Source organism: Mesorhizobium sp. C395A (assembly GCF_030323205.1).
Lineage (GTDB): Bacteria > Pseudomonadota > Alphaproteobacteria > Rhizobiales > Rhizobiaceae > Mesorhizobium.
Genome location: NZ_CP100473.1, coordinates 192,513 through 204,994, shown reverse-complemented (window position 1 = coordinate 204,994; position 12,482 = coordinate 192,513). Strand labels below are relative to the sequence as shown.

The following is a 12,482-nucleotide window of genomic DNA, read 5'->3' as shown; positions in this document are numbered from 1 at the left end:
GCTATTGACATAAAAAAGGCCGGGCGCGAAAGCAGCCCGGCCAAAAGAAGGTCAAGAACCTTCAGAGGGGAACACCGTTCGGTGGAATGGGAGGAAACCGCCGAACGATAATTCCTATATGCGCGCATTCGCTGCGGTTGGCGACGAACGGCTTTCTAAAACAATGCGGGATGCGGAAATTTCGTTCTTGTCTTCCAAGATTTCAGCCGGCTGAGCGCCGGTTTCCAGGAGATCGGCGTAGTGCCGGCGCGCCACGTCGGGATGCGAGCGCAGGCGGCTCTTCAGCACATTGGTACCGACATTGCGAAACAGCGGATTGTCGGGATCGCTGGCCGGACCCCGCGCCTCGGCCGCCAGTTCCTCGGGCAGGTTGAGCAGCGGGATCGTGGCGTCGAGCCGGGCGCTGAAGAAGAAGGGCACCGAAATCCGCTCGACACCGGCCGGTGGCGTTACCACGCGGTGGACCGTTGCTCTCAGATACCCGTTGGAGGCCAGCTCGAGCAGTTCGCCGATGTTGATCACCAGCGTGTCGGGCAGCGGATCGACGTCGACCCAGGCACCGTCATATTCGACCTGCAGCCCCTTGCTCTCGTCCTGCAACAGAAGCGTCAGGAAACCGCCATCCTTGTGCGCGCCGACGCCTTGGTTGTCGCCGGTGGCGTCGCGGCCGGGGTAGCGCACGATCTTCATGCGATGGTTGGGCTCGGCCCGGTAGACGGGATCGAAGGCGTCCTCGGCCTGATCGAGCGACAAAGCGAAGGCCCGGAGCAGCCGGATCGCCACCGCCGTCGCCTTGGCCTGCCATGCGAGTAGCGCCGGCTTCAGCTCGGGCAGCGTGGCCGGCCACTGGTTGGGCCCTTGCAGCCGCGTCCAGGCGGGCACGCCGGGGCCTTGTTCGATGGCCGGGCGTTCGACGCCGATGTCGAGCTGTTCGCGCCAGTCGGCCTTGCCTTTGGTCAGCTCGCCGCCGGCGCGCGTATAGCCGCGGAACTGCGAGGACTTCACCATTTCGATCGCCAGTTTGTCGGCTTCCGGCAAGGCAAAGAACCGGCGCGAGGCGTCGAGCACTTCTGCGGTATCCGCAGCCGATATGCCGTGGCCGGTCAAATAGAAGAAGCCGACATCGCGCGCGGCCGTGCGCAGGTCGAAGAGAAACGTTCGCCGCTCGGAAGCGCCCTGTTCGAGACGGCCGAGATCAAGCACGGGTACGATCCTGGGCATGGTCAAGCTCCTTGTTCCGCTGTCACGGTGGCACGCAGGCCGGTCCGATCAAAGCAACGCGCAATCCAATCTCGGCGCCGATAGAGAAAGCCGGCGCTGCGTTTGGCAGCCTGCCGGCAAATAACGTTCGTGGCGCTCATCCGCGCCGGTCCAGCCTGGCGACCAGCCGGTCACCGACCCACTGGATGCCGCAAACGAGGATGATCAGCACAATGACCACGGCGACCATGACGCTGGTCTCAAAACGCTGGTAGCCGTAGCGGATGGCGAGGTCGCCAAGCCCGCCGGCACCGATGGCGCCGGCCATGGCCGAGGCGCCGATCAGGGTCACCAGCGTCACCGTGAAACCAGCAACGATGCCGGGCAAAGCTTCGGGCACCAGCACCTCACGGATGATCGTCCAGCGGTTGCCGCCCATGGCGCGCGCCGCCTCGATCAGGCCGCGATCGACCTCGCGCAGCGACACTTCGGCGATGCGGGCATAGTAGGGCGTCGCCGCAATCGACAACGGCACGATCGCCGCCCAGGTGCCGATCGAGGTGCCGACGATCAGCCGCGTCACCGGGATCAGCGCCACCAGAAGGATGATGAAAGGCACCGAGCGGAAGCCGTTGATGACGGCGCCGAGCGCGCGGTTCACCCACAGGCTTTCGGCAATGCCGCCGCGCTCGGTGGCAATCAATGCCAGGCCGAGCGGCAGTCCGAAGACGAGCGAGATGAGACCGGACGCGGCTGTCATCAGGACCGTCTCCCAGATCGAACGCAGCAGAAGTTCAAACAGAACCGGCGACATGGCCAAGCACCTCCACCCGCGCGTCGCGGGCCTTCAGGAATGCGATTACTTTCGACAGATGTTTCGGATCGTTGCCCGCGACCGCAAGGAACAGCGTGCCGACCGGCTGCTGTTGGACATGGTCGATGCCACCATGGACGAGGCGGAAAGGCCCCGGCACCGCCACAGCAAGATCGGACAGCAGCGGACCGCGCGCGGCCTCACCTGCGACGTCGACCCTGAGGATGAGCTCGGCGCCGCCTCCGGGAGCAAGCCGGCCGGCAATCTCGGCCGGCAGTTGCGGGCGGATGCCGCCGAGCAGGCTCCTGGTGATTTCGGAACGCGGCTCGGCAAAGACCGACCACACCGGGCCTTGCTCGACGATGCGCCCGGCATCGATCACCGCGACGCGGTCGGCGATCGAGCGGATCACCTCCATCTCGTGGGTGATGAGCAGGATGGTCAGGCCGAGCTGCCGGTTGATGTCTTTCAGCAAGGCCAGGATGGAGCGCGTCGTCTCCGGATCGAGCGCTGAGGTCGCCTCGTCGGACAGCAGCAGCGCTGGCCGCGCGGCCAGCGCCCTGGCGATGCCGACGCGCTGCTTCTGGCCGCCCGACAGCGAGGACGGATAGGCCTTCGCCTTCTCCGACAGGCCGACGAGGTGGAGCAATTCGGCGGCGCGCGCCAGCCGTTCGGCCTTTGGGCGGCCCTCGATCTTTAGCGGCAGCGCGACATTGTCCTCCACGGTTTTGGCCGACAGCAGATTGAAGTGCTGGAAGATCATGCCGATGCGACGCCGCAGCGGCTGCAATTCACGCTCGCCGAGCCGGCCGATCTCGCGGCCCTCGATGAAGACGTCGCCGGAGTCCGGCCGCTCCAGCCCGTTGAGGCAGCGGATCAGCGTCGACTTGCCGGCTCCGCTGCGGCCGATGATGCCGAGGATCTCGCCCTTCTTCACCGTCAGCGAGACGCCGTCGAGCGCAGGCGTCGCGCCAAAGCGGCGCTTGAGGTCGACGAGGCGTACGACATCTTCTTGCCCGGCCGATATATTGACCGGACCGGATGCCTCGGCCGTGACGTGCTGGTTCATCTCACTGTCCGTTTCAACGCTCGACAAATGCGACAGCGGCCCGCTCAACAGCGGGCCGCCTGCTCCTGACAACCAGGCGCCAATCAATAGGCGCTGATCCCGGTGCCCTTGTAGACCTTGTCGAACTCGGCCTTGACCGCCTCGTTCTGGTAGGACGCGACCAGCGTCTTCACCCACGCCTCGTTCTCGTTGCCGGATTTCACGGCGATGAAGTTGCGGTAGGGGTTGTCGGCCACTGGCTCCTGGGCGATGCGGTTGTCCGGGCCGAGACCGCTCTTCAGCGCCCAGTCGGTGTTGACGACAGCCGCGTCGAGATCCTCGACCGAGCGGCCGACAATGCCGGCGTCCAGTTCCTTGATGACGACCTTCTTAGGGTTCTCGGCAATGTCGGCGGTGGTCGCCAGGATGCCGGTGCCGTCCTTCAGCTTGATCACGCCTTCGTTCTGCAGAACGCGCAACGCGCGGCCCTCATTCGAGGGGTCGTTGGGCAAGCCGATGACGGCGCCTTCGGGCAGGTCGGCAACCTTGGTGTATTTCTTGGAGTAGAGGCCGATCGGCCAGACGCCGGTGTAGCCGACGCGCACGATGTGGTACCCTTGGGTCTTGATCTGGTTGTCGAGATAGGGCTGGTGCTGGAAGGCGTTGGCGTCGATCTCGCCGCGCTCGAGCGCCTCGTTGGGCTGGGTGTAGTCGTTGAACACCACGGTCTCGACGGTCAGGCCTTTTTCGGCGGCCTGGGCGACGACGACGCGCCAGACATCCTCATCCTCGCCGCTGATGATGCCGACCTTGATAGACTTCTTGTCCTCGGCGAAGGACGGCGTCGGCTGAGCCAGACCGGCAAGCGTGACGGCCGAGGCAAAAAGTGCCGCAAGGGCAGCTCGCCGGCTGATGGCTGAAAAAAGAAGAGAGCTGGAAGCGTTTCCGCGTTCGGACATTGTCGATCCCTCGTAATCCTGAAGTCATTGCGGCGAGGTGGAATACCAAGCCTTGACGACATCATCGGCAATGCTGCTTGCCGGATCAAAGAACCGCATTTCTTCTCAAACACGAAGCCGGGAATATTCTCTCAAAGATTTCGCAATTGCGAGAACGGTCACGCCGGACCGGTCAGAATGTCTCGACAAAGGGCCGCAGCTCGACCTCGAAGCTCCAGGCGCTGCGATGCTGGCGATGGGTCGCGAGATAGGTCTGCGCGATCGCATCGGGCGACAGCTGGCTGTCCGGTCGCTCGGGTTTCGTCCCGACCGGCTCGATCTGGCCGTCGATAATGAAATGGGCGACATGGATGTTCTTCGGGAAGAGTTCGCGCGCCATCGACTGAGCCAGACCGCGCAGGCCGAATTTCGGCATGGCAAAGCCGGCGGAGTTGGGAAAGCCCTTGATGCTGGCGGAGGCGCCGGTGAAAAGAATCGAACCGGAGCCGCGCGCAAGCAGCCGCCGCGCCGCTTGCTGGCCGACCAGGAAGCCGCCATAGGCGCCGACAAGCAAGGCTTGTTTGACCGCATCGGGATCGACCTCGGCGATCGGGCCGCGCGTGCGGCCGCTGGCATTGAAGACGGCAAGGGCCAGCGGGCCTTGCTTGTCGGCGGCGTCAAACAGGCCGGCGACGGAGGCCGGATCGGCGACGTCGGTTTCGACGGCCAGCGCGCCGGTTTCCCCGACCAGCGCCGCGAGTTTGGCCGTGTTGCGGGCGGCCAGCACCACACGATAGCCTTCCGTGGTGAGAAGGCGTGCCAAAGAGGCGCTCAGGCCCGCACCCGCGCCGGCGATCACTGCGACTTCGGATGCCATGTCGTTTCTCCTTGGCGATGACGTGTTCGTCTCATAGCTGGCGTCTTGAGCGGCGAGACGCAAGAACGGCGTTGCTCGATTTTCGCTGTTCGGTGAAAAACTCTGCCGGCAGGTTCGGAGCAATCGACCGCGGCCAGGGTCTTGCCTGGCGAGACAATCCGTCCGACAGGTGATTGCGTTGGAATCGCAAACGGTGTCGCAAGGGAGTCGACCGTGGAACCAATCTGGGCCGTCGGCCTGATGACCGGCACCGTGCTTGACGGCAATATCGACGTGGCGCTGATCAAGACCGATGGCGAGCGGATCGCCGATTTCGGCACCTATACGCTGGCCCCCTACCCCGCAGCGATCCGTGCCTTGCTGGAGGAGACGCTGCGTCAGGCCCGGGTGTGGAATTTCGACGGGCCGGAGCCGGCGATCTTTGCCGAAGCCGAGGAGGCGCTGACGCGGGCGCAGTCGGCGGCGGTGAAGGACCTTGTCGAAAGCTACGGCCTGACCATGGGCGATATCGGCGTGGTCGGCTTTCACGGCCAAACCGTGCTGCATCGTGCCCCGCAACCCGGGCGGCGCGGCGATACGCGCCAGTTGGGCGACGGCGAGCTGATGCATTCGATCCTGGGCGCCAAGGTCGCCTATGATTTCCGCTCGGACGATGTGCGCGCTGGCGGCCAGGGCGCACCACTGGCGGCTGCCTACCACGCGGCGCTTTTGAGGGAAGCCGACGCCAGCGGGGACACCGCTGTGCTCAATCTCGGCGGTGTCGGCAACGTGACCTGGTGGGACGGCAAGGACAACATCGTCGCCTTCGACACTGGCCCGGCCAACGCACCGCTCAACGATTTCATCAAGGCAAACGGCCTCGGCGAGATGGACCGCGACGGCGCACTGGGCGCGGCCGGCACCGTCGATGAAGTGCGGCTGGCCAAATTGCTCCAGCATCCGTATCTGACCAAGCCCTATCCGAAATCGCTCGACCGTTTCGACTTCGGCGCCGCCATGGCCGACGGCCTCAGCGCAGAGGATGGGGCGGCGACGCTGACGGCCTTCACCGTCTCGGCCGTCGGCAAGGCGCTCGATTTGTTGCCGCGCCGGCCGAAGCGCCTAGCGGTCAGTGGCGGCGGCCGCCGCAACCCGACGATGATGGCGATGCTGGCGAGGCGCGCCAACGTCGAGGTGGTGCAGGCCGAGACACTGGGCTGGAAAGGCGATGCGGTGGAGGCCGAATGCTTTGCCTTCCTTGCCGTGCGCGTGCTGCGCGGCCTGCCGATCAGCTTTCCCAGCACCACCGGCGTGCCGCAGCCGATGCAAGGCGGGCGGCTGGCAGGTTAGAGCTTCTTCTGCAGGAAGATGCGGCTGCGGCCGGTGGGAAAGTCAGGCAGTTCGCCGAAGCGCCGGTAGCCTTGCCGCTCATAGACTTTGGCCGCTGTCGGATTGAACGTGTCGATCCAGGCGTTCTGGCAGCCCCGGGCGACTGCTTCGCGCTCGGCAGCGTCCAGCATGTCGCCGGCCATATGCTGGCCGCGCAGGCGTTCGTCGACCCACAGCCATTGCACATAGAGCCAGCCCCAGGCGGTGTATCCCGAAATGCCGGCGACGACAGCGCCGTGCTCGTCACGAACGAAGACCGCGATCGGCTTGCGGCCGGAGGGGCCGACATCGCCGTCATTGAACGCCGTCAGCCGCTCGGCCAGGAAGGCGAGGTCGTCTGACGAGGGGTCGGCAGTGGTTTCAAGCGTCGTCTTCATCCGGGCGGGGCTCGCATGGCAAGCCAAGCTCTAGCGAAGGACGGGATGAGGACGCAAGCTTTACGGCTTGATGGGCGGAGGCGACCGCCATGACCCCGCTGCTGCCGCAACCAGCATCAGCACGGCGGCGACGATCGCGCAGATGGCAAAGCCGAACGATGAATAAAGCGGCCCGAAGCTGGTGGTGCCGATGAAGACGGCGAAGTAGGTGACCGAACTGTTCAGGCCCATGATGGTGCCACGGCGCGACGGATCGAGCGCGGTAAGGCGCATCACCAGCACGTTCAGGCCGAAATGATTGGCAAGGCCCCATATGGCGATCATAGCCAGGATCAGCACGAAATTGCTGCTTGCGAGCGCGATGGCGACATAGACGACGGCGACCAGCAGATAGGCGAAGGGCATGACGCGCCGCGCGCCGATGCGGTCGATGACGCCGTCGAGGAAGGCCGCGGCGCCGAAGCCGGCGCCATAGGCGAGCGCGGCCAGCGCATTGGCGCTGACGGGCTCGCCCAGATCCTGGTGCAGATGATCGCCGAGATAGCCGTAGACGCCGTAAAAAGCGGTCATGAAGGCGGTGCAGGCGATGAGCAGCGGCACGATCCCCGGAATGGCCAGCGCAACGAACGGCGACGGTGCCGGGCCGCTCTTCCTGACGTCGCTGAGCGAGGTCATCGACAAGGCAGCAAGCGCAATGGCGGAAAGCACCGCGACGGCGGCGAAGACGGCGCGCCAGTGCACGAGATCGGCAAGCACGGCCGACAGCGACACGCCGGCCACCATGGAGACCGTCCAGCCGGTCAGCACGACGCCGATCGTGCCGCTTTCGCGGCCGGGCGGCGTAATTGCCGCTGCACTGGCATAGATGGCCGGCATGGCGACGCCGGCGGCGATGCCGGCGACGGCCTGGGCCGCGACCAGCATGATCACCGTCGGCGCCAGCGCGCTGGCGAGAAGCCCGACCGCCAGCAACAGCAGAGCGCCCTGCAGCATGCGGCGGGCGCCGACGCCGTCGATATAGCGGGCGAGGAACAAAGCGCTGGCGGAAGTGCCGAGACCGAAGGCAGCCGACGCGGCCATCACCGCCGGCACGCTGGTGCCGAAGGATGCGGCGACTGCCGGAGCAATTGGACCCAGGACCAGCGAGTTCGAGCCGACGACGGCGATGCAGCCGGTCAGGAGGTAGGCCAGCGCCGGGATCGGCTGATGGAGCGTTGCAGCTTGATGCGCGTTCGTCATCGGGTCATAATGGCCGAACTGAATTCCGCGACAACAAGGAATTTCGATATGGACGAAGAAACAGATGGGGTTCTGCAGAACAAGGTAGCTCCCCGCGAGCTCGACGCAATCGACCGAAAAATATTAGGCGTGCTGGTCGAGGATGCGACGATCAGCTACGCCGAACTTGGCGAACGCGTCTGCCTTTCGCCGCCGGCGGCGCATGAGCGGGTCAAGCGCCTGCGGCGCAGCGGCGCCATCCGCGGCACGGCTGTGATCATCGACCCCAAGGCGGTGAAGAAGCCGCTGCTCACCTTCGTGCATATCGATACCAAGGGCTGGGGCAAGACACCGGAGCTGATGGCCGTCTCCCAATATCCTGAGGTCGAGGAAATCCATTCGGTGGCCGGCGACACCTGCATGCTTCTCAAGGTCCGCACCGAGGACACCAGGGCGCTCGAAGGCCTGCTGGCGCGTCTCTACGAAACGCCCGGCGTCACCTCGACGCGAAGCTATGTCGTGCTGTCGACCTATCTCGAGCGCCCGGTGCAGCCCGAGATCACGGCGCAATGGCCGACGCCCCGGCATATGGCCACGCCGTTGTACTGATCTGCGCTATCTTCGTCTTGCCGGGGCCACAACAATCCTTCACAAACGGCACCCTATATTGATGCCAGGCATTGATTTGGGGTGACGAGAGGCGCGGCTTGGAATTCGAACTGAAAACCATCGAGGCGCTGGCCCCCGATCAGGCGTCGCTAAGCGCCGCCTCGAAGCTCACCAAGCGCTCGAACTGGCCGCGGCTGGAGAAGAACGAGCAGCAGGCGCTGATCTGGGGCGAATGCCAGGGCTCGGGATCCAACCCCTATCGCACCGTCGTCGACACCGGCGACCACGGCTACAAATGCACCTGCCCGTCGCGAAAATTTCCCTGCAAGCACACGCTGGCGCTGATGTGGATCGCCGCCACGGCGCCGGCCAGCTTCACATCAGCCGAAACAACGCCGGAATGGGTCAATGACTGGCTTGGCCGGCGCAGGAAGAGTGCGCCCCCGCCGGTCGACGCAAAGTCTGGCAGGGGCGCGTCTGGCAAGAGCATTGGCGAGGCCTCGCACGCAGAGGAAAGCACCGTCGATGACGCCGCCGCGACGGAGCGCCGCGAGACGGCGCAGCGCAAGCGGGCGGAAGATACGCGCACCGCGGTGGCAGGCGCGCTGGACGAACTCGACCAGTGGATTGCCGACCAGCTGCGGCTCGGCCTTTCCGCCTTTGCCGACGCCAGCAGCGAGCGCTGCCGCCGCATTGCGGCGCGGCTTGTCGACATGAAGGCGACGGCGCTTGCCGGACGCATCGACGAAATCCCGGCCCGGCTAATGGCGCTGCGCAGCGAGGAACGGCCGGACGCGGCGATCCGCGAACTCGGCAAGCTGGTGCTGCTGGCCAAAGCCTGGCGCTCGGCGCCCGACGATCCCGAGCTGAAGCGACTGGTGTCGGCGTCCGAAACCCGCGACCAGGTTCTGTCCAGTCCCGACGCGAAGCAGGTCGACAGCCATTGGGAGGTCGTAGGCGAGAAGATCGAGACCCGCCGCGACGGTCTCGTCAGCCATTCGACCTGGCTGCTCGATCTGAAAAGCCCGACGCCGCAGTTTGCGCTGCTGCTCGATTTCTTTCCGGCTTCGGCCGGCCGCCGCTCGGCGGCGTTCACGCCCGGTGACCGGTTCCACGCCCGCCTGGTATTCTACCCGTCGCGCCAGCCACTGCGGGCCTTGGTGGCGGAGCGCAAGGGCGACGTCGTGTCGGGCGCCTGGCCGGATTTCGGCCTCGACGCTGTCAAGGACCCGCTCGCGGCGCATGCGGCGCACCAGGACGCAGCGCCCTGGTCGACCGATAGCCCGCTGATGCTGCCTGCCGGCGCGATCCTGCTCGATGAGCGCGGCACCGCCTGGTGGCAAGCGGCGCACGACCGCAAGGGATCGCCCTGCCTGTTAGCGGGACCGTCGATCAGACCGTGCTTGGCCTCGACCTCGCGGCCACGGCAGCGCTTTGGAACGGCGCGCGGCTCGATCTGCTGGCCGCGCAAAGCGGCTTCGGGAGGCTCGATCTGTCATGAACGAGCTCGAACTAATCGGCCTGGCGACGATGCGCGACTGCTGGATCACCGGCGGAACCGCGTTCGATCTGGCGCCAACCGCATGGAAGGAGATCGCGGGTGGCGCAAGCCCAGACGAACGGGAGCGACGTCTGCTGGCGATCGCGGCGCAGGCGCTCGATGTCGGCCTGCGGCCGTCGGCGCCGAAGACGCTGAAGCGGCGCCCGCCGCTGCCGAGGCTTGGCCTGCCGCTGCTGCCGGAGCGGTTGCGGCCGCTGTTGCGGGCGGCCCTGAAGAACGCCGCCGATGCGCAGCGCAAGTCGCGTGTCGCGACGCTCGTCGCCAGCCGCGGCTACGTGCTGCATCCGATGGACTGGATGCCGTCGGCATCAGACCAGAACAGCCCTGACATCTATGCGCCGTGGATCGACTGGCAGGCCAGCGTCGAGGGGCTGAAGATTGCCCCGCAGGAGCAGCTGACGGCGCAGAACTGGGATGACTTTTACCCCGCCGCGCGCCGTATCGCGTTGGCCGAGATGCGCCGTCGCGATCCGGCCACGGCCCGCAGCCTGATGGAAGCCAAGGCGACGGGCGAGCCGGCTGAAGTCCGGCTGGCGCTCATCGAACTCATGCATTTCAACCTGACGCCCACGGACGCGCCATTCCTGAAAAGCCTGGCCACCGACCGCTCCGGCAAGGTGCGGGAGCTGGCGGGCCGGCTGCTGGCAAGGCTGGGCGAGCATGGCCGGCCGGGCAACGACGGAGCCGACGGCCCCGTTGCCGAACTCGCCGCCTTCATCACAGAAGGCAAATCCGGCTTCATCCGCCGCCGCACCACCTACACGCCGGCAAAGCTCAAATCCCCGGCGCAGGAAAAGCGCCGCGCCGAATTGTTCGAGACCTGCAACCTGGTCGACCTCGCTTCCCGATTTGGGGTCAGCGAACCCGATTTCATTGCAGCCTGGCAATTCGGTGCCGACAAAAATGCGGACATCCAGATCTCACGAATGGTCGCAGCGTCGGGCAGCGACGCTGCCGTAACGCAGATGGCCGACACACTAGTCGCCGGGGGAGGCAAGCCGGCACTATTCGTGCTGCACCTGACACCGCGCCTGGATAGCCGCAGGAAGCGTGTCCTGGTCAGACTGATCCTGAAAGATACGCCGCAGTATATTGGCGCGCTCACCCTTGCCGAGGGCTTCGAAGCCAACTGGCTGGAATGGCCCGACCTGACGAACGGCCAGGGCTTGGCGGCATTGCGTTCGGCTGTCGCCGGCGATGATGACGCTATGAAGCGAACCGCCGACGACCTGCTGGAAACGATGGGCTTTCTGGCCACTGCGGCGACAGCGGAAAAATTGATCGAGCATGTCGTTGCGGCTGGCATGCCGCCGGCGGCAGCCTCGCTCGCTTTCCTGCGCCTCAACGCGGCCCTGACGGGAACCAACACATGACAATCCGGAGAACAGCACCATGAACGCAGCCATCCGCCTCCCTGTCGAGCAGGCCTATGCCGCTGAACTGCAGGCGCTGGCGCGCAATGACGAACGCCAGAAGCCGGCCGGATGGAGCCTGTCGCCGAAGGCCGTGCTGACCTATCTGCTCGGCGGCAAGGCAAGCGACGGCACCGTGATATCGCCGAAATATGTTGGCCGCCGCCGGCTGATGGAAACCGCGGTGGCGACACTCGCCACCGACCGCGCGCTGCTGTTGCTCGGCGTTCCCGGCACCGCCAAGTCCTGGGTGTCGGAACATCTCGCCGCCGCCATCATGGGCAACTCGACGCTGATCGTGCAGTGCACGGCCGGCACCGACGAGAACCAGATCCGCTACGGCTGGAACTATGCGCAGCTTTTGGCCAAAGGGCCGAGCCAGGAGGCGCTGGTGCCGACGCCGCTCTACCGCGCCATGGAGAGCGGCAAGCTATGCCGCCTGGAAGAGTTGACGCGCATGGGCTCCGATGTACAGGATACGCTGATCACCGTGCTGTCGGAAAAGATGATGCCGATCCCGGAACTCAACACGTCGCTCTATGCCCAGCGCGGCTTCAACATCATCGCCACCGCAAACAACCGCGACAAGGGCGTCAACGAGCTGTCCTCGGCGCTGAAACGCCGCTTCAATGTGGTGGTGCTGCCGCTGCCCGAGGACATGGCGGAAGAGGTGGCGATCGTCTCCAAGCGGGTCGACGAGATGGCCGGCGGGCTCGACCTGCCGGTGCCGAAAAATGTCGGCGAGGAGATTGCGCGCGTGCTGACCATTTTCCGCGAGCTGCGCTCGGGCGCAACCGCTGACGGCAAGGTGACGCTGAAGACGCCTTCGGGTTCATTGTCGACCGCCGAGGCGATCGCCACCATGGTCGGCGGCCTCAGCCAGGCGGCGTGGTTCGACAGCGGCAAACTCGGCGCCGAAGGCCTCGCCGCCAGCCTTGTCGGAGCGATCGTCAAGGACCCGGTGCAGGACAAGGTGGTGCTGGAGGAATATCTCGAAACGGTGCTCAAGAAGCGGCCGGACTATGCCGGCTATTACGCGGCACTGAACGCAGCGATCTGA

Annotated in this window: 12 protein-coding genes; 5 read left to right on the top strand and 7 right to left on the bottom strand. The window is 65.6% G+C overall.

All coding sequences use genetic code 11. The annotated features are described in order from the left end of the window. Positions 1-114: 114 nt before the first annotated feature. The 5 genes from NLY37_RS00905 to NLY37_RS00885 form a co-directional block, all read right to left on the bottom strand. Entirely contained in the window at positions 115-1,221 is a 1,107-nt protein-coding gene (locus NLY37_RS00905; protein ID WP_023687043.1) for an isopenicillin N synthase family dioxygenase, read from the bottom strand. 136 nt (positions 1,222-1,357) lie between these two features. Next, a complete protein-coding gene (locus tag NLY37_RS00900; RefSeq protein ID WP_023668578.1) occupies positions 1,358-2,014 on the bottom strand; it encodes a methionine ABC transporter permease in 657 nt (218 codons plus the stop codon). Continuing rightward, a complete protein-coding gene (locus tag NLY37_RS00895) occupies positions 1,995-3,083 on the bottom strand; it encodes a methionine ABC transporter ATP-binding protein (protein ID WP_023704825.1) in 1,089 nt (362 codons plus the stop codon). Before NLY37_RS00895 ends, NLY37_RS00900 begins: the two co-directional genes overlap by 20 nt. A gap of 83 nt (positions 3,084-3,166) precedes the next feature. Beyond that, positions 3,167-4,021 (bottom strand): MetQ/NlpA family lipoprotein, encoded by an 855-nt coding sequence (locus NLY37_RS00890; protein ID WP_023668580.1) that lies wholly within the window; start codon positions 4,019-4,021, stop codon positions 3,167-3,169. A 172-nt stretch (positions 4,022-4,193) separates the two neighbouring features. After that, positions 4,194-4,877, bottom strand: a complete 684-nt coding sequence (locus NLY37_RS00885; protein ID WP_023668581.1) for an SDR family NAD(P)-dependent oxidoreductase — start codon at positions 4,875-4,877, stop codon at positions 4,194-4,196. Positions 4,878-5,090: 213 nt separating this feature from the next. Here NLY37_RS00885 and NLY37_RS00880 point away from each other — a divergent pair, with 213 nt between their 5' ends. Further along, the gene (locus NLY37_RS00880) at positions 5,091-6,206 is read left to right on the top strand and encodes an anhydro-N-acetylmuramic acid kinase (protein WP_023749143.1); all 1,116 of its coding nucleotides are present in this window, start codon (positions 5,091-5,093) and stop codon (positions 6,204-6,206) included. Here the strand turns inward: NLY37_RS00880 and NLY37_RS00875 are convergent. Beyond that, on the bottom strand, positions 6,203-6,622 hold the full coding sequence (locus NLY37_RS00875) for a GNAT family N-acetyltransferase (protein ID WP_023726346.1): 420 nt from the start codon (positions 6,620-6,622) through the stop codon (positions 6,203-6,205). The genes NLY37_RS00880 and NLY37_RS00875 overlap by 4 nt on opposite strands. A 60-nt stretch (positions 6,623-6,682) precedes the next feature. Next, complete coding sequence (locus NLY37_RS00870; RefSeq protein WP_023740632.1) at positions 6,683-7,861, bottom strand: MFS transporter; 1,179 nt, start codon at positions 7,859-7,861, stop codon at positions 6,683-6,685. A gap of 48 nt (positions 7,862-7,909) precedes the next feature. On the opposite strand from NLY37_RS00870, the gene NLY37_RS00865 reads away from it, so the two are divergent. From NLY37_RS00865 to NLY37_RS00850, 4 genes are all read left to right on the top strand, one after another. Further along, complete coding sequence (locus NLY37_RS00865; RefSeq protein WP_023687041.1) at positions 7,910-8,449, top strand: Lrp/AsnC family transcriptional regulator; 540 nt, start codon at positions 7,910-7,912, stop codon at positions 8,447-8,449. A gap of 98 nt (positions 8,450-8,547) precedes the next feature. Further along, on the top strand, positions 8,548-10,338 hold the full coding sequence (locus NLY37_RS00860; protein ID WP_245270713.1) for an SWIM zinc finger family protein: 1,791 nt from the start codon (positions 8,548-8,550) through the stop codon (positions 10,336-10,338). Continuing rightward, the gene (locus NLY37_RS00855) at positions 10,307-11,383 is read left to right on the top strand and encodes a DUF5691 domain-containing protein (RefSeq protein ID WP_348626543.1); all 1,077 of its coding nucleotides are present in this window, start codon (positions 10,307-10,309) and stop codon (positions 11,381-11,383) included. Before NLY37_RS00860 ends, NLY37_RS00855 begins: the two co-directional genes overlap by 32 nt. Before the next feature lie 19 nt (positions 11,384-11,402). Then, entirely contained in the window at positions 11,403-12,482 is a 1,080-nt protein-coding gene (locus NLY37_RS00850; RefSeq protein ID WP_023701533.1) for an ATP-binding protein, read from the top strand.

What these genes read in the sequence shown, in the direction of transcription:
- NLY37_RS00905 (WP_023687043.1), bottom strand. Translation starts at nt 1,221, where the DNA reads ATGCCCAGGATCGTACCCGTGCTTGATCTCGGCCGTCTCGAACAGGGC.
- NLY37_RS00900 (WP_023668578.1), bottom strand. Translation starts at nt 2,014, where the DNA reads ATGTCGCCGGTTCTGTTTGAACTTCTGCTGCGTTCGATCTGGGAGACG.
- NLY37_RS00895 (WP_023704825.1), bottom strand. Translation starts at nt 3,083, where the DNA reads ATGAACCAGCACGTCACGGCCGAGGCATCCGGTCCGGTCAATATATCG.
- NLY37_RS00890 (WP_023668580.1), bottom strand. Translation starts at nt 4,021, where the DNA reads ATGTCCGAACGCGGAAACGCTTCCAGCTCTCTTCTTTTTTCAGCCATC.
- NLY37_RS00885 (WP_023668581.1), bottom strand. Translation starts at nt 4,877, where the DNA reads ATGGCATCCGAAGTCGCAGTGATCGCCGGCGCGGGTGCGGGCCTGAGC.
- NLY37_RS00875 (WP_023726346.1), bottom strand. Translation starts at nt 6,622, where the DNA reads ATGAAGACGACGCTTGAAACCACTGCCGACCCCTCGTCAGACGACCTC.
- NLY37_RS00870 (WP_023740632.1), bottom strand. Translation starts at nt 7,861, where the DNA reads ATGACGAACGCGCATCAAGCTGCAACGCTCCATCAGCCGATCCCGGCG.
- NLY37_RS00865 (WP_023687041.1), top strand. Translation starts at nt 7,910, where the DNA reads ATGGACGAAGAAACAGATGGGGTTCTGCAGAACAAGGTAGCTCCCCGC.
- NLY37_RS00855 (WP_348626543.1), top strand. Translation starts at nt 10,307, where the DNA reads ATGCCGTCGGCATCAGACCAGAACAGCCCTGACATCTATGCGCCGTGG.
- NLY37_RS00850 (WP_023701533.1), top strand. Translation starts at nt 11,403, where the DNA reads ATGAACGCAGCCATCCGCCTCCCTGTCGAGCAGGCCTATGCCGCTGAA.